Here is a 15,137-nt window from a genome sequence, read left to right as displayed (position 1 = left end):
GTGTTAGGTATGGGCAGCAATAGCGCAACATCAAAGCAAGGAAAAGCACATGGCGAAGCTGGCGTTTTTAGGTCTAGGCGTAATGGGTGGGCCGATGGCTGCTCATCTGCAAAAAGCGGGTCATGAGGTAACCGTTTATAACCGGACAACCTCCAAATCCGAAGAATGGGTCAAGGCCAATGGCGGCGCATTTGCAACAACACCGCGCGGCGCGGCTGCTGGTGCAGATTTTGTGATGGCTTGCGTGGGCAATGACGACGATTTGCGCTCGGTTACGTTGGGGGATGATGGCGCATTTGCGGGCATGCAGGCGGGTTCGGCGTTTGTCGATCACACTACAGTTTCTGCCGCAGTTACGCGTGAACTTTATGCGGCTGCTGCTACTGCGCAGATCAGTTTCATTGATGCTCCGATTTCAGGCGGACAAGCGGGCGCTGAAAACGCTGCATTGTCGATCATGTGTGGCGGAGACAGCGACGTGTTTGAGCGCGCATTGCCGGTGATGGAGGTTTATTCCAAAATTTGCCGTCGCATCGGGGACAGTGGTGCAGGCCAAATGACCAAGATGTGCAACCAGATTGCCATCGCTGGCGTTGTTCAGGGCTTGTCTGAGGCGCTTCATTTCGCTGAGAAAGCTGGCCTTGATGGCCGCGCCGTTGTTGAGGTGATCTCTCAAGGGGCTGCGGGCAGCTGGCAAATGGCCAACCGCTATGAGACGATGCTGGACGATGAATTTGAACACGGCTTTGCCGTTGATTGGATGCGCAAAGATTTGGGCATCTGTCTGGATACCGCCGATGAAACCGGCGCAAGCCTGCCGCTGACGGCATTGGTGGATCAATTCTACAAAGATGTGCAGAAATTGGGTGGCGGCCGTTGGGACACCTCAAGCCTGATCCAGCGTTTGCGCAAGATGGGCTAAGGTTATAGCCTTGTTACAGAAAGTGGCGCCACCGATGAGTGGCGCCATTATCGTTTAAGGGATGATGCGGGTGTATTTGCTGCCCTCTAGGGTTGCGCCGAGACGCAAACCTGCGCGGCCAAACACAACTGCCAGAACAGGCGATAGGATCGTATTGGTATCTGCGTTCACGCTGTCACCGCGATCTGAGATGACATATTCAACGTTTGCACCAGCGGCCCAACCCGGTGAGCGGCGGAAGTCGCCTAGAGCGTCATTGGTCATGAAAAACAAGACATGTGCATATTGCTGCGCACCAATCTGAAGGCCGCCAGTCGCTTTGGTGACCGAGTAATAGTCAACCGTCGTATTATTCACGCGTAAAGCGCCACGCCCGTATCCGCCGCCAAATCCAAGACCCGCTTCGGTCACAAGCGGCATGACCAGCATACCGTTAGATTTATCAGCCAAAGTGCGCGTATTAGGGTAGGTGCGATACATCTCTGCCAGCGTGGTAGCCACGCGCGCGTCGATAGTGCCTGCACCCTTTGAGCCAATGCCGTTGCCGCATGCGGCCAAAGCGCCAGTAGATGCCGCCGCACCCAACGCAAACGCGCGGCGCGATAAAGTTTTATTTGTCATGTGTCTGCCTGTAATAAATGTCACTGCACTGATGCCAGTATTGTCTGACTTGGCTATACAGTAGGCGTTTTTTCGCCCTGTGTCATGGGCTTTTGATCCATGCGCGAAAAGATGCTGTGTTTATGGGATCACTTTCCAGTTACCACTTGAGCCTCGTAGAGGTCCATGGGAGCTTATTATGATTACACATTATAAAGACGTTCGCCTTTTTGAGTGGTTGCCCAATTTATGCCGCGTCATATCCGCGATGTTCATCTGTTCGGTAATATACGTATCTTCGGCACTTTCCGATCCTCATGCTCTAGCCACATTAGAGACAACCGTCCTCGAGCTAGAAGAAAGACTTGATGCGCGCATAGGCGTTTTTATCCTTGAAAGTGGGTCGGATTGGCAATGGGGGCATCGTGAAAACGAACGTTTCCTAATGGCCAGTACCTTTAAATCCGTACTCTGCGGTGCTGTCCTTGATCGCGTAGATCAAGGCGACATCTCATTGAATGAACGGATCGAAATCCATGCCCAAGATATACTGTCCTATGCACCGATCACCGAAAAGCATTTAGGTGCGTCTCTTTCTATTGGTGAACTGTGTCTGGCAACGCTCAACATGAGTGACAACACAGCCGCCAATTTGTTGATAAACCGCTTGGGTGGCACCGATAAGATCAACGCATTTTTACGCAAGGCAGGAGATACCGTGACGAGGCTGGACCGGATCGAGCCGGACCTGAATACCTTTTTGCCTGAGGATCCACGCGATACTACATCCCCAGCAGCAATGCTCTCTACTTGGAACAACATGCTATTGGGGGGCGGTTTGACCAGTGCGTCTGGTGCGCAGTTGGCAGAATGGATGAGTTATGGAGGCGTTACGGGCGCACTCATTCGGACTAGCGTTCCTGAGGGGTGGCATGTGGTAGACAAATCCGGTGGAGGACGAGAGTACACTCGGAATCTTGTAGCGATGATCACTCCGGCTGACAAAGCACCAGTATTTGTTGCAATTTTTGTTTCGGACACGGCGGCCGATTGGTCAACGAGAAACGCAGCCGTTCGAACAATTGGTGCTGCTGTGATAGACGTTATTCAGGCGCGGTAACTTCCCAATTGAGGCACACGGCGAATATCTAACGGAGTGAAAGCCGAGCCGTCGCAATGAAATTTTCTGTGTCCACTTATTGCCTCTAGGTGAATTTGCGAAACAGCTTTGTCTGATCAAACATATCCTCCAGTACTTCCATGCGGTCTTTTGTATCGCCCCACGTCAGGTTTTGTACGGTCGAAATCATAGTTTCCAGCAGCAGCAGGGGGGTAACCGCAGAATCCCACGCTGATGGAACAACAATTCGGTGCCCAAAACTGATTTCGGCCAACTGATGCACGGGCGATTGCCACTGGTCTGTAAACAGGATCACGCGTGCACCTTTTGCATGAGCCATTTCAGCCAGCTTTAGGGTGTTATTCTCGTATCTGCGCATGTCAAAGATGATGAACACATCGCCTTCTTTCACATCCAGCAAATAGTGTGGCCACGCGTTTGATGTGGATTGGATATGTGTGATCTGGGATCGAATGACCTGCATATGGAGAAACAGGTATTCTGCCAAAGTATGCGTCACACGGCCCCCAACAATGTAAAGATGGCGGGTGGTGTCTGCGGTCATTTCGCAGGCTTTATCAAACTCTTTGGGGTCAATCTGACCCAATGTGTTGCGAATATTATCGAGCACCGCGTCGGTAAAACGATTGAGCAGATGTTCTGATGGCGCGCCCTCGGCCCATGTATCATGTTTGGTGATTGGGTTTTGGGCCTTGGCCTTCAGCTCCTCACGCAGTTCCGCCTGAAATTCGGGATAACCGTTAAAGCCAAGTTTTTGCACGGTTCGCGCAACTGTTGGCACGGATACCTGTGCGCCTTTAGCCAGCGCGCTGAGTGTCCCCAAGCCTGACGCCGGATAGTTTTCAAGGATAGATTGCGCAAGTTGACGCTCTGCTCGCGTGAGGTTTTCGAGCTGGTTTTGGATACGATCCGAAATCGTAAGGTTCGTTTCAGTCATTGCGCGCCCTCACATTTGGTTAAAAAAATAACAACCAAGGTGTAGTTGGTAAATATTTGTCACAATTTTGTTGACAGAATCTAACTTTGGCAAGAAGATTATCTAAATGGGGGTGCTATGTCGCAAAATATTATTGATCTGTCAGAAAACTGTGTCTCGGTAGACAATGCGGCAGGATCATCTTCTGTGATACTGGTTTGTGAACATGCATCGCACCACATCCCGGATGTGTTTGACGGGCTAGGGCTGCTTGATACGGATCGACAAAGCCATGCTGCTTGGGATCCGGGGGCATTTCCTGTAGCGCAAGAACTGTCGCAGCGTTTGGATGCAACGCTGGTTTCTAGCCGCGTTTCCAGATTGGTCTATGATTGCAACAGGCCGCCCTCCGCAGCAGATGCGATGCCAACCCTCAGCGAGGTTATTGAGGTTCCCGGCAATAGAAACCTGAGTGCGGATGAACGTGCGGCGCGCATTGAAAACTATTACCAACCTTTTTTCAATAAGTTGCAAGGTGTTGTTCAGGCAACTTCGGACCCGATCATTGTGACTGTGCACAGCTTTACGCCTGTTTATCATGGTGATCTTAGATCAGTCGAAGTCGGTATATTGCACGACAGTGATACGCGGCTTACCGATGCTATGATGCAAACTGCCAAGGCGCATACGTCGGCAAACGTGCAGATTAATCAACCCTACGGACCTGAGCACGGCGTGACCCATACGTTGAAAGAGCATGCAGTGAAATTTGGCCATATGAACGTGATGCTAGAGATCAGAAACGATCTGATAGAGACACCTGAGCAGCAAAGAGACATTGCTGCCGTTCTGTCGGGGTGGATCGTTGATGCCATTGCCCATACGGGCATGGGAGGGGACGTAGAATGTCAGGCATGATGCGAGGCTATATTCGAGCGGTGGATGGTGCAAATTATCGCCTCGGACGGATCATGATGTACGGCATCTTTGTTCTAATGGCGATTTTGCTGTGGTCCTCGGTGAGTAAGACCTTCTTTCTGCCGTCTTTGTGGACGTTGGAGTTGGCCCAGTTCACCATGGTCTCTTATTATATTCTTGGCGGGCCGTATTCGATCCAACTTGGATCAAACGTACGGATGGACTTGCTGTATGGCGAATGGTCTCTGCGCAAAAAGGCTTGGTTTGACCTGTTCACCGTCTTATTCCTGATCTTTTATCTCTGTGTTTTGCTGTACGGCGCGGTAGCCTCAACCGCCTATTCGCTGGGGTATTGGGGATCTGAACCATTTTCGTTCTTTGGTGGATTGATCACTGGTTCAGAAGAGGTCGGCCGGATGGAGCGCTCATCTACCGCATGGCGCCCGTATATGTGGCCAGTCAAAACAATCATGGTCTTGGGAATGTTCCTGATGCTGCTCCAGTGTATTTCGGAACTCCTCAAGGATGTTCTGCGCCTGAAAGGTGAAGCGATCTGATGTCGTATGAATTGATCGCCACGCTCATGTTTTCGTCCATGATGCTGATGTTGCTGACTGGGCAGCGGGTGTTTGGGGCCATTGGATTTATTGCCGTGGTCGCGGCGCTGCTGCTTTGGGGCGACAGGGGCGGATTTGACATTGGCTTTTCGGCTGCGATGAAGCTGATGAAATGGTACCCGCTGCTGACATTGCCGATGTTCATTTTTATGGGCTACGTGCTGTCGGAAAGCAAAATCGCGGATGATCTGTACAAGATGTTCCATGTCTGGATGGGGGGGCTGCGCGGCGGTCTGGCCATCGGGACTATTGGCCTGATGGTGCTGATTTCTGCGATGAACGGCCTTAGCGTGGCGGGCATGGCGATTGGCTCAACCATTGCGCTGCCAGAGCTGCTAAAGCGTGGATATGACAAGCGAATGGTCACGGGGGTGATCCAAGCGGGATCAAGTCTGGGTATTCTGGTACCACCCTCTGTTGTGCTGGTCCTTTATGCGATGATTGCGCGCCAACCTGTGGGCCAATTGTGGCTGGCGGGGGTAATTCCTGGCTTGATGATGGCAAGCATGTTCATCATCTATATCGTTGTGCGCTGCCGGATTAATCCTGTCCTTGGGCCTGTTCTGAGTGAGAGCGAACGCAATATCCCGCGCGCAGAAAAGATGCGGCTTTTGCGGGCTGGTTTGCTGCCGATTATCATCTTTGCGGTGATGATGGTGCCGTTTGTGAAGGGCTGGACCTCCCTTGTCGAAAGCTCGGCTATTGGGGCGATTGCTGCCTTTGTTGCTGCAGTTCTTAAGGGCCGGATGACGCGTGAAGTCTTTGAAAACTCGGTGCGTAACACGTTGGGCATCACCTGCATGTTTATGTGGATTATCCTTGCAGCATTGGCCTTTGGCGCGGTGTTTGATGGGCTAGGGGCGGTAAAGGCGATCGAGGGCGTATTTACCGATCGACTAAACCTCAGCCCGTGGATGATCCTGATCATCATGCAGCTTAGCTTTATTCTGATGGGTACATTTTTGGATGACACAGCCATGCTGGTTATCGTGGCACCGCTCTATGTTCCGCTGGTCGGCGAGCTGGGCTTTGATCTGATCTGGTATGGTATCCTCTATACGATCACGACCCAGATTGCCTATATGACGCCGCCGTTTGGCTATAACCTGTTCCTGATGCGCGCCATGGCCCCACCCGAGATTACGCTGCGCGATATCTATTCCTCGATCACACCTTTTGTGCTGATTATGGTCGGCGCTCTCATTTTGGTCATGGCCTTCCCGGGCATCGCCACATGGCTGCCGGGGTATGTATATGGCAACTGAGTCTCGCCTCATCCCCCTCGGTCCCGATATCTGGATCGTGGAGGGTACAACGATCAACTTCTACGGAATCCCGTTTCCCACGCGGATGACGGTGATTAGGTTGCAAAATGGCGATCTGTTCCTGCATTCACCGATAGAATACAGCGCCGCACTGGCCGCCGAGCTTTCGACGCTGGGGCGCATCCGCCATTTGATCTCGCCCAATTGGATTCACTACGCCTATATCCCGCAATGGGCCACGGCACTGCCCGACACCCTCGCTTGGGCTTCGCCAGGCGTCAAAGCACGGGCCGCAAAGCACTACGTCGAAATTGCCTTTGATCACGATCTGGGTGACGATGCGCCCGATTACTGGACCGACGAAGTTGAACAAATGATCGTCTGGGGCAGCCGGTTGCACAATGAAGTGGTGTTCTTTCACCGCAGCTCCGACACGCTGATCTTAACCGACCTGATCGAAAACATGCAGGCCGATAAAATGCCGCTTTGGCTGCGCCCGCTGGCCTATCTGGGCGGGATCGTCGCGCCCAACGGCAAGATGCCACTTGATATGTGGTTTTCGTTTTATGGCAACCGAGACAAGCTGCGCGCCGCTTTGGCGCAAATGCTGGCTTGGGCTCCCGAACGCGTCGTGCTCGCGCATGGCGATCTCCTTCGTAAGAATGTGCCGCAAAGGCTCCGCGAAGGATTCCGAAACCTTGAGCCATCGCCCAAGGCCGACCTAAAATCCAACTGAGGGAATTACACATGACAACCAGACGCAAGTTTATCCAAGGGGCCGCCGTTGCTGCCCCCGCCGCCGCCCTCGCCGCACCGGCGCTGGCCCAAAGCACAATCAAATGGCGGATGCAGACCTATGCAGGGGCCTCATTGGCCGCTGAGGTAATTGTTCCGGCGATCAAAATGTTCAACAAAATTGCGGGCGACCGCATGCAGATTGAATTGTTCTTTGCCGACCAACTGGTCCCAACTGGTGAGCTGTTTCAGGCAATGCAGCGCGGCACAATCGACGCGGTTCAGTCTGACGACGATTCCATGGCGTCCCCAACCGAAGTCACCGTTTTTGGCGGCTACTTCCCGTTTGGTTCACGCTATTCACTCGACGTGCCTGTCTTGTTCAACCAATACGGCCTGAACGAAATCTGGGATGAAGAATACTCCAAAGTCGGCGTAAAACACATTTCTGCCGGCGCATGGGATCCATGCCACTTCGCGACAAAAGACCCGATCCGCAGCCTGAAAGACCTTGAAGGCAAGCGCATCTTTACCTTCCCAACTGCCGGCCGCTTCTTGACCCAATTCGGCGTTGTTCCGGTGAACCTGCCATGGGAAGACATCGAAGTTGCCATGCAAACAGGCGAGTTAGACGGCATCGCGTGGTCCGGCATAACCGAAGATTACACTGTTGGCTGGGCCGACGTGACCAACTACTTCCTGACCAACAACATCTCTGGCGCATGGGCGGGATCGTTCTTTGCCAATATGGAACGCTGGAACGAGCTGCCAGATGACCTGCAAACACTGTTCCGCGTCTGTTGTGACCAGTCGCACTATCACCGTCAGTGGTGGTATTGGGGTGGCGAAGCAGACCTGCGTGTTAACGGTCCAAAACTGGAGCTGACAACCATCCCAGACGAGGAATGGGCAACTGTTGAAGCTGCTGCACAAGATTTCTGGGAAGAGATCGCGGCAGAATCCGAAACCAAACGTCGTGTTGTTGATATCTTCAAAAAATACAACGCGGACATGGTTAAAGCAGGTCGTCCGTACCGTTACGGCTAAATCTAATGCGTTGAGGGCGGGATATGCCCGCCCTCATCCTATCTAACAAAAGTGGAAATGAAATGCCCGGATTACTAAGTTTTGACGACCTGAAGGCACGTGTAGCAGACGGGTCAATTGATACCGTTCTTGCGTGTTTTGTTGATATGCAGGGTCGCTTGATGGGCAAGCGTTTTCATGGGGTGAACTTTGTTGAAACCTCATTTGAGGAAACCCATTGCTGCAACTATTTGCTGGCCACCGACCTAGAGATGGCAACGCCTGAGGGCTATGCCTCGACCAGTTGGGAAACAGGGTACGGCGACTATGTGATGAAGCCCGATCTGGCGACGATCCGTCCCGTGCCATGGCTGGAAGGCACTGCATTGGTGCTGTGTGATATTCTGGATCACCACAATCATTTGCCCGTTCCACATTCGCCGCGCGCCATTCTGAAAAAACAAATCTCGCGCCTTGAGGCGTTGGGGTTTGAGGCCAAAATGGCGACCGAGCTTGAGTTCTTTTTGTTCGAGCAAAGCTTTGATGAAATCCGCAAAAGCGGCTTTCGCGATCTAAACCCGATCAGCGGTTACAACGAAGATTATCATATTTTCCAAACCACCAAAGAAGAAGGTGTGATGCGGCCGATCCGCAATCACCTGTTCAACGCTGGCATACCCATCGAGAATTCCAAAGGCGAAGCCGAGGCTGGCCAAGAAGAGCTGAACATCCGGTATTCCCCCGCACTTGATTGCGCTGATTATCACTCAATCGCGAAACACGGGATCAAGGAAATATCTTGGCAGCACGGCCGCGCGGCTAGCTTCCTGCCCAAGTGGCACAAGGACCGTGTTGGCTCTTCTAGCCACGTGCATCAATCGCTTTGGAAAGACGGCGAAGCGGCATTTTTTGACAAATCCGCTAAACACGGCATGTCCAACTTGATGTCGCATTACATGGCTGGCCTGATCAAATACGCGCCTGATTATACATATTTCCTGGCGCCCTACATCAACAGCTACAAACGTTTTGCCAAGGGTACCTTTGCCCCAACCAAAACTGTTTGGTCCGTTGATAACCGCACTGCTGGTTTCCGTCTGTGCGGCGAAAACACTAAAGGCGTGCGCGTAGAATGCCGCATTGGTGGCTCTGATTTGAATCCCTATTTGGCGCAGGCGGTTATGCTGGCGGCAGGTATTAAGGGGATCGAAGACGCGCTGACATTGCCCGAGCCATCAACAGGCGATGTATACGCAGATGCAAAAGCTGCCGATATTCCACAAACCCTGCGCGCAGCAACTGAAACACTGCGCGGCTCGGCCTTCCTGCGGGAAGCCTTGGGCGAGGATGTCGTTGACCATTACACCCGTGCGGCAGAGTGGGAACAAGAAGAATTTGACCGTGTGGTGACCGATTGGGAAATCGCACGCGGCTTTGAAAGGGCCTAATAGAAATGACTATTCAATGTATCTCGCCCATCGATGGGTCGATTTATGCCACGCGCGAAACCTTGTCGCGCTTGGATGCGGACGCTGCTGTTGCACGTGCCAAAACTGCTCAGGCTGAGTGGGCAAAGCGCCCGTTGTCTGAACGCATTGCGTTGGTTCAAGCCGGTGTTGCAGCGGTCGGTGCCATGAACGACGATATCGTTCCTGAAATCGCATGGCAGATGGGCCGTCCCGTACGTTATGGCGGCGAATTTGGCGGCTTTAACGAGCGCGCCAGCTATATGGCGGACATCGCGCAGGACGCGTTGGCCGATATGGTTGTTGAGGACAGCGACGCGTTTCGCCGCGTGATCAAACGGGTGCCGCATGGCGTTGTGCTGGTCGTTGCACCGTGGAACTATCCGTACATGACAGCGATCAACACGGTTGCGCCTGCATTGATTGCAGGCAACGCTGTAGTGCTTAAACACGCGTCCCAAACCCCTCTGGTGGGTGAGCGGATGGCGCAAGCGTTCCACGTTGCGGGCATTCCTGAGGAAGTGTTTCAGAACGTATTCCTTGATCACCAAACGACATCCGATCTGATCGCGGCAAAATCATTTGGTTTTGTGAATTTCACAGGCTCTGTAGGCGGCGGCAAAGCGATTGAAGCAGCGGCAAGCGGGACATTTACAGGCATCGGTCTGGAGCTGGGTGGCAAAGATCCTGGCTATGTCATGGAAGACGCCAATCTGGACGCGGCCGTGGATACGCTTATTGACGGCGCGATGTTCAACTCAGGCCAATGTTGCTGCGGGATCGAACGGATTTACGTACACGAAAGCCTGTTCGACGCGTTTGTGGAAAAAGCAGTGGCGATTGTGAATGGCTATGTTCTGGGCAACCCGCTGGAGGCTGAAACCACGTTAGGGCCAATGGCGCATGTGCGTTTCGCAGATGAGGTGCGCGGCCAAACGGCTGACGCGATAGCAGCAGGTGCCAAGGCGCATATTGATCCCGCTGCTTTCCCCAAGGATGGCGGCGCGTATCTGATGCCGCAAATCCTGACAAACGTAACCCATGACATGCGGGTGATGCGCGAAGAAAGCTTTGGTCCGGTTGTTGGTATTATGTCTGTCAAAGACGACGCTGAGGCATTGGCATTAATGAACGACAGTGATTTTGGCCTGACCGCATCCTTGTGGACGCAAGATGCTGCGCGCGCCGAAGCAATCGCTGATCAAGTTGAGACAGGTACCGTGTTTATGAACCGCGCGGACTACCTTGATCCCGCGCTATGCTGGACCGGCTGCAAAGACACGGGACGCGGGGGCGGCCTGTCGGTAATCGGCTACCACAACCTGACCCGACCAAAATCATACCACTTCAAGAAAGCTTGACCCTATGAGCATCACTGCAAACTGGTCCTACCCGACCTCTATCCGCTTCGGCGCTGGCCGTATTTCCGAAATCGCAGATGCCTGCGTCACCGCTGGCATGAGAAAACCGTTGTTGGTCACGGACCGTGGCTTGGCCAACATGGCAATCACAACCAAGACCCTCGATCTGCTTGAGGCGGCGGGCCTTGGGCGTGCAATTTTTGCGGATGTAGACCCGAACCCGAATGAGAAAAACGCCGAAGCAGGCGTTAAGGCCTATAACGAGGGCGGTCATGACGGCGTTATTGCGTTTGGCGGCGGCTCTGGCCTTGATTTGGGCAAACTGGTTGCCTTCCTTGCAGGGCAAACGCGCCCGTTGTGGGATTTTGAAGATGTGGGTGATTGGTGGACACGTGCAGATGCTGATGCCATCGCGCCGATTGTTGCCGTGCCAACAACTGCGGGCACAGGCTCCGAAGTGGGCCGCGCATCTGTCATCACAAATTCGGTGACCGAAGAGAAAAAAATCATCTTCCACCCCAAATTCCTGCCGGCCGTTGTGATCTGTGATCCTGAGCTGACAGTCGGTATGCCAAACTTTATCACCGCAGGCACGGGCCTTGATGCCTTTGCGCACTGCGTTGAGGCGTTCTGTTCGCCGCATTACCACCCAATGTCCCAAGGTATGGCCCTTGAAGGGATGCGTTTGGTCAAAGAATATCTGCCACGCGCGTTTGCGGATGGCACTGATATTGAGGCGCGCGCGCATATGATGTCAGCCGCCGCGATGGGGGCCACTGCATTTCAAAAAGGATTGGGCGCCATTCACGCGCTGTCCCACCCGATTGGCGCGATGTATCACACGCACCACGGCACAACGAATGCGGTCTGCATGCCTGCGGTATTGCAGTTTAACAAACCGGCGATCACAGACGTGATTGGACAAGCCGCAAGGTATCTTGATATCGCAGGCGGTTTTGACGGCTTTTGTGCCTATGTCGATGATCTAAATGCATCCTTGAATATCCCAAAAAACTTGACCGAACTAGGAGTGAAAAACCCAGACATTGACCGCATCGTTGCAGGCGCGCTTAGCGATCCCAGCACAGGCGGCAATCCGGTTGAGATGACAAAAGAGAATACTACGAAGCTATTGCTTGCGTGTATCTAAAACTTTGGGGATGTCAGTTTTCTGACATCCCCATAGCTATGTTTATGTTATTTATCATAATGCTAAAGCTTGCTTTTGATGTAAGAAAAAACCTCAGCGCTGCCTGAGTATTCCGCCCAGACAACAGCGGGCGCGTTGTGATGGATATCTCTGATCTCCAGATCGGCACCAGCCTCAACCAGCACCTTTACGGCCTCTAGATGCCCTTCAGCGATGGCTGATTGAAGGGCTGTGCAATGAGAATGTCCGCCCGGTGGGTTGTACCGATTAGGATCAGCCCCTGCAGCCAGCAGCGCGGCCACAGCATCCGCGCGGTTGTTCTGCGCCGCCAGCGCCAGACCCAGCTGAAGTTGCCCAACATCCGCCGTTTCCAAAAGCCGTGCGACATCCTCCATCCGGCCGAGTGCCGATGCGGTTGATAGATCAAGCGGCGCACCACGGGCCAACAACGCCTCAACAGCGTCAGTTTCACAGTGGGCGAGCGCAGATTGAATGCCCGCACTGGGATCAGCGCCATAGTCACACAGCAGATCAATCAGTGCGCCTTGAACGCCGTGTTCGCGCACGATCCGGCCAGACGCGACCAGCATTACCGTTTCATCAAGTGACTTTTGGTTTTCCTTAGCACCCGCATCCAAAATGATCCGCGCGATTTTGACGATGTTGTCTGGCAGAGTTTCATTTCGAAAAGGGTTCTCTGCGATGAACTCAATCAAGGTGGGTTCAGAGAAATAGTTACCGCCTTCAAATATCATCTTCTGGTGAACAAGCTGGGGATGATCCGCCAGATGTTTTTGCAGCAACACCTCGTGGCCTTCGTCCAAAAAGTCGAGGGCTTGGCGGAATGTATCGTCCGTTATCCGCTCGTTGTGGTTCAGCGGGGCATCATGACCATTGGCCTCGGCCACAACGGCCTTTAGGCGCGGCCAACTTGGATACCCGTATTCACGGGCAATCGACAACAGTGCATCGCTCAAGCTGAAGGTTTGTTTAGATATCACAGCGTCGGTTAGGCCAGCCATTTTAGGATGGAATTCGCGTATCCGCTGATAAGCGCTCAACTTTCCTGTCCGGAAATCAGATAGCAGGTCTTTTGCTTGATGCTTTAGGTGATTGATATCCGCAGATGCGGGGAGCCATTTTGTAGGCATGGAACTTTCCTTTTTAAAAATGCTCAATGCCTGCATAGCGAGCTAAAAGGTCAGTTCATCTGACAAGTAGATTTTATGAGTGAACTTCTGTTCTTTCCGCAGACTGGAGGCATCTCAAACACCAAGGCAAGATTTGCACATCTATTTGAAAAAGTAAATCAGGCGCATTGTCAGCTCAATGCGCCCGCATTCCACCATTTATGTATTCATCAACTTGGCAGCAGCAGGCGCGAAATACGTCAGGATGCCGTCACAGCCTGCGCGTTTAAACGCCATGAGGCTTTCCATCATTACGCGTTCCTCGTCGATCATGCCTTGGGCGGCTGCGGCTTTGATCATGCTGTATTCACCAGACACCTGATAGGCGAATGTTGGCGCGCCGAAGGTGTCTTTTACTCGGCGGCAGATATCCAGATAGGGCAGGCCGGGTTTGACCATAACCATATCCGCGCCCTCAGACAAATCACGTGCCACAAGGCGCAGGGCCTCGTCGCTGTTAGCCGGATCCATCTGGTATGTCTTCTTATCCCCAGTTAGGGCGCCCGACGCACCCACGGCATCGCGGAACGGGCCATAAAACGCCGAGGCGTATTTTGCCGCATAGCTGAGGATCATCACGTTTTGGTGTCCACCGGCTTCTAGGGCGGTGCGAATGGCACCAATACGCCCATCCATCATGTCAGAGGGGCCAATGATATCTGCGCCAGCACGCGCCTGTTCGACCGCCATCTTCACCAGTGCTTCAACTGATTTATCATTGACGATTTCACCGTCCACAACAAACCCGTCATGGCCGTTGATATTATATGTATCTAGCGCGACATCCGTCATGACGACCAGTTCCGGCACAGCTGCTTTGATTGCACGAATTGCGCGGTTGGTGTGGTTGTCAGGATCCCATGCGCCCGCGCAATCCTCTGTGCGCTCTTCAATACCTGTGTAGGGAAACAAACATATCGCCCCAATTCCAAGATCATAAGCCTCAATCGCGACCTCAACGATCTTATCCACCGAGCGGCGCATGACGCCGGGCATTGCGGGGATTTCCTCAACGATATTTTCGCCCGCACGTACAAACACTGGCCAGATCAAATCGGCTGGCGAAAGGTGGTTTTCCCGCACCAATCCACGCACGCCCTCGTTTTGACGGACACGGCGCAAACGAGTTGCAGGGTAGGGCGCTTGGATGGGCTGCATGGGAAATCGTCCTTTGGAATAATCTCTTTCAGAGTTCGCATGTATCTTTGATTTGCTCAAGAGGCATCAAGGGGTAGGAATCGCTGGCTGGCCCCGCTATGACACGTAAAACGAGTTATGCGGATTAAACATTGGACTGGTATCAAACCCTCTTTGAGCTGATCGACATGCGCTCCTTCTCGAACCTCTGGTTCTGGATTGTGCTGGCGGTTGTGTGGTCAACAACCAGCCACTATGGCCTTGGTGTTCCGTTTGATATGGTGCTGCGTGCAAAGCGGCATGGTGGCCAGTCTGAGATCGATCTCGAAGACCTTGTGCGCATCAACACAAACCGTTTGCTGTTTATTGCGCAGATGTCTGGGTTGTGGATTGCGGGCTTTGCCTGCTTCTTTCTGACTATCCTTGGATTGCTTGGATTTGTGTATGGAAATGAATTCGCCCAATCGGTGGTTTTATTGGCGCTCCCGCTGTCTGTTGTGGGATTGCTCAGCCTGTCGACCGCGCGTCTGATCCAAGAAGAAGATGCGCGCGGCGAGCAGTTGTTAAAACGTTTGATGCGTCATCGTTTGTATAGCCAGATCATTGGCATGATCTCGATCTTCGTGACTGCCATGTGGGGTATGCTGCAGAACATAGGCGGCGGTATCTTTGGCGGTTGACACTTTACTGCTG

General features: G+C 53.0%; 15 protein-coding genes. 11 read left to right on the top strand and 4 right to left on the bottom strand.

Translation table 11 applies throughout. The features are described from left to right. Window positions 1-19: 19 nt before the first annotated feature. Window positions 20-922, top strand: a complete 903-nt coding sequence (locus V7775_RS15725; protein ID WP_335752958.1) for an NAD(P)-dependent oxidoreductase — start codon at window positions 20-22, stop codon at window positions 920-922. Window positions 923-976: 54 nt separating this feature from the next. Here the strand turns inward: V7775_RS15725 and V7775_RS15720 are convergent, their stop codons facing one another. Next, entirely contained in the window at window positions 977-1,543 is a 567-nt protein-coding gene (locus V7775_RS15720) for a YSC84-related protein (RefSeq protein ID WP_335752856.1), read from the bottom strand. 178 nt (window positions 1,544-1,721) lie between these two features. Between V7775_RS15720 and bla the strand changes: the two genes are divergently transcribed. After that, window positions 1,722-2,642, top strand: a complete 921-nt coding sequence (gene bla / locus V7775_RS15715) for a class A beta-lactamase (protein ID WP_335752855.1) — start codon at window positions 1,722-1,724, stop codon at window positions 2,640-2,642. An 85-nt stretch (window positions 2,643-2,727) separates the two neighbouring features. Here bla and V7775_RS15710 read toward each other — a convergent pair whose 3' ends face one another. Beyond that, on the bottom strand, window positions 2,728-3,600 hold the full coding sequence (locus V7775_RS15710) for a MurR/RpiR family transcriptional regulator (RefSeq protein ID WP_335752854.1): 873 nt from the start codon (window positions 3,598-3,600) through the stop codon (window positions 2,728-2,730). Window positions 3,601-3,717: 117 nt separating this feature from the next. On the opposite strand from V7775_RS15710, the gene V7775_RS15705 reads away from it, so the two are divergent. From V7775_RS15705 to V7775_RS15670, 8 genes are all read left to right on the top strand, one after another. Then, entirely contained in the window at window positions 3,718-4,497 is a 780-nt protein-coding gene (locus tag V7775_RS15705) for an N-formylglutamate amidohydrolase (protein WP_335752853.1), read from the top strand. Continuing rightward, window positions 4,485-5,054, top strand: coding sequence for a TRAP transporter small permease subunit (locus V7775_RS15700; protein WP_335752852.1), 570 nt, complete (start codon window positions 4,485-4,487; stop codon window positions 5,052-5,054). The genes V7775_RS15705 and V7775_RS15700 overlap by 13 nt, the downstream gene beginning before the upstream one ends. Next, the gene (locus V7775_RS15695; RefSeq protein ID WP_335752851.1) at window positions 5,054-6,379 is read left to right on the top strand and encodes a TRAP transporter large permease; all 1,326 of its coding nucleotides are present in this window, start codon (window positions 5,054-5,056) and stop codon (window positions 6,377-6,379) included. The genes V7775_RS15700 and V7775_RS15695 overlap by 1 nt, the downstream gene beginning before the upstream one ends. Beyond that, window positions 6,369-7,115 (top strand): DUF4336 domain-containing protein, encoded by a 747-nt coding sequence (locus tag V7775_RS15690; RefSeq protein WP_335752850.1) that lies wholly within the window; start codon window positions 6,369-6,371, stop codon window positions 7,113-7,115. Before V7775_RS15695 ends, V7775_RS15690 begins: the two co-directional genes overlap by 11 nt. 11 nt (window positions 7,116-7,126) lie before the next feature. After that, window positions 7,127-8,161: a TRAP transporter substrate-binding protein gene (locus V7775_RS15685; RefSeq protein ID WP_335752849.1), complete on the top strand. Its 1,035-nt coding sequence runs from the start codon at window positions 7,127-7,129 to the stop codon at window positions 8,159-8,161. Window positions 8,162-8,223: 62 nt separating this feature from the next. Then, window positions 8,224-9,588, top strand: coding sequence for a glutamine synthetase family protein (locus tag V7775_RS15680; RefSeq protein WP_335752848.1), 1,365 nt, complete (start codon window positions 8,224-8,226; stop codon window positions 9,586-9,588). 5 nt (window positions 9,589-9,593) lie between these two features. Beyond that, complete coding sequence (locus V7775_RS15675) at window positions 9,594-10,967, top strand: aldehyde dehydrogenase family protein (RefSeq protein WP_335752847.1); 1,374 nt, start codon at window positions 9,594-9,596, stop codon at window positions 10,965-10,967. A 4-nt stretch (window positions 10,968-10,971) separates the two neighbouring features. Next, window positions 10,972-12,117 carry an iron-containing alcohol dehydrogenase gene (locus V7775_RS15670; RefSeq protein ID WP_335752846.1) on the top strand — a complete coding sequence of 382 codons (1,146 nt, stop codon included), beginning with the start codon at window positions 10,972-10,974 and terminating at the stop codon, window positions 12,115-12,117. Between the two features lie 62 nt (window positions 12,118-12,179). On the opposite strand, the gene V7775_RS15665 is transcribed toward V7775_RS15670, so the two are convergent. Continuing rightward, window positions 12,180-13,268: an ankyrin repeat domain-containing protein gene (locus V7775_RS15665; RefSeq protein WP_335752845.1), complete on the bottom strand. Its 1,089-nt coding sequence runs from the start codon at window positions 13,266-13,268 to the stop codon at window positions 12,180-12,182. Window positions 13,269-13,466: 198 nt separating this feature from the next. Next, a complete protein-coding gene (hemB, locus tag V7775_RS15660) occupies window positions 13,467-14,465 on the bottom strand; it encodes a porphobilinogen synthase (RefSeq protein ID WP_335752844.1) in 999 nt (332 codons plus the stop codon). Window positions 14,466-14,596: 131 nt separating this feature from the next. Here hemB and V7775_RS15655 point away from each other — a divergent pair, with 131 nt between their 5' ends. Beyond that, window positions 14,597-15,124 carry a component of SufBCD complex gene (locus V7775_RS15655; protein ID WP_335752843.1) on the top strand — a complete coding sequence of 176 codons (528 nt, stop codon included), beginning with the start codon at window positions 14,597-14,599 and terminating at the stop codon, window positions 15,122-15,124. The last annotated feature ends 13 nt before the right edge of the window (window positions 15,125-15,137 follow it).

This window comes from Sulfitobacter sp. (assembly GCF_036960155.1).
GTDB lineage: Bacteria > Pseudomonadota > Alphaproteobacteria > Rhodobacterales > Rhodobacteraceae > Sulfitobacter.
The sequence above is the reverse complement of the archived record's forward strand: the minus strand, read 5'-3'. Positions and strand labels throughout refer to the sequence as shown.

Excerpts from the sequence above, each read along its gene's own strand:
- V7775_RS15695 (WP_335752851.1), top strand. The coding sequence starts at position 5,054 with ATGTCGTATGAATTGATCGCCACGCTCATGTTTTCGTCCATGATGCTG.
- V7775_RS15665 (WP_335752845.1), bottom strand. The coding sequence starts at position 13,268 with ATGCCTACAAAATGGCTCCCCGCATCTGCGGATATCAATCACCTAAAG.
- V7775_RS15705 (WP_335752853.1), top strand. The coding sequence starts at position 3,718 with ATGTCGCAAAATATTATTGATCTGTCAGAAAACTGTGTCTCGGTAGAC.
- V7775_RS15680 (WP_335752848.1), top strand. The coding sequence starts at position 8,224 with ATGCCCGGATTACTAAGTTTTGACGACCTGAAGGCACGTGTAGCAGAC.
- V7775_RS15700 (WP_335752852.1), top strand. The coding sequence starts at position 4,485 with ATGTCAGGCATGATGCGAGGCTATATTCGAGCGGTGGATGGTGCAAAT.
- bla (WP_335752855.1), top strand. The coding sequence starts at position 1,722 with ATGATTACACATTATAAAGACGTTCGCCTTTTTGAGTGGTTGCCCAAT.
- V7775_RS15720 (WP_335752856.1), bottom strand. The coding sequence starts at position 1,543 with ATGACAAATAAAACTTTATCGCGCCGCGCGTTTGCGTTGGGTGCGGCG.
- V7775_RS15710 (WP_335752854.1), bottom strand. The coding sequence starts at position 3,600 with ATGACTGAAACGAACCTTACGATTTCGGATCGTATCCAAAACCAGCTC.
- V7775_RS15675 (WP_335752847.1), top strand. The coding sequence starts at position 9,594 with ATGACTATTCAATGTATCTCGCCCATCGATGGGTCGATTTATGCCACG.
- hemB (WP_335752844.1), bottom strand. The coding sequence starts at position 14,465 with ATGCAGCCCATCCAAGCGCCCTACCCTGCAACTCGTTTGCGCCGTGTC.
- V7775_RS15670 (WP_335752846.1), top strand. The coding sequence starts at position 10,972 with ATGAGCATCACTGCAAACTGGTCCTACCCGACCTCTATCCGCTTCGGC.
- V7775_RS15685 (WP_335752849.1), top strand. The coding sequence starts at position 7,127 with ATGACAACCAGACGCAAGTTTATCCAAGGGGCCGCCGTTGCTGCCCCC.
- V7775_RS15690 (WP_335752850.1), top strand. The coding sequence starts at position 6,369 with ATGGCAACTGAGTCTCGCCTCATCCCCCTCGGTCCCGATATCTGGATC.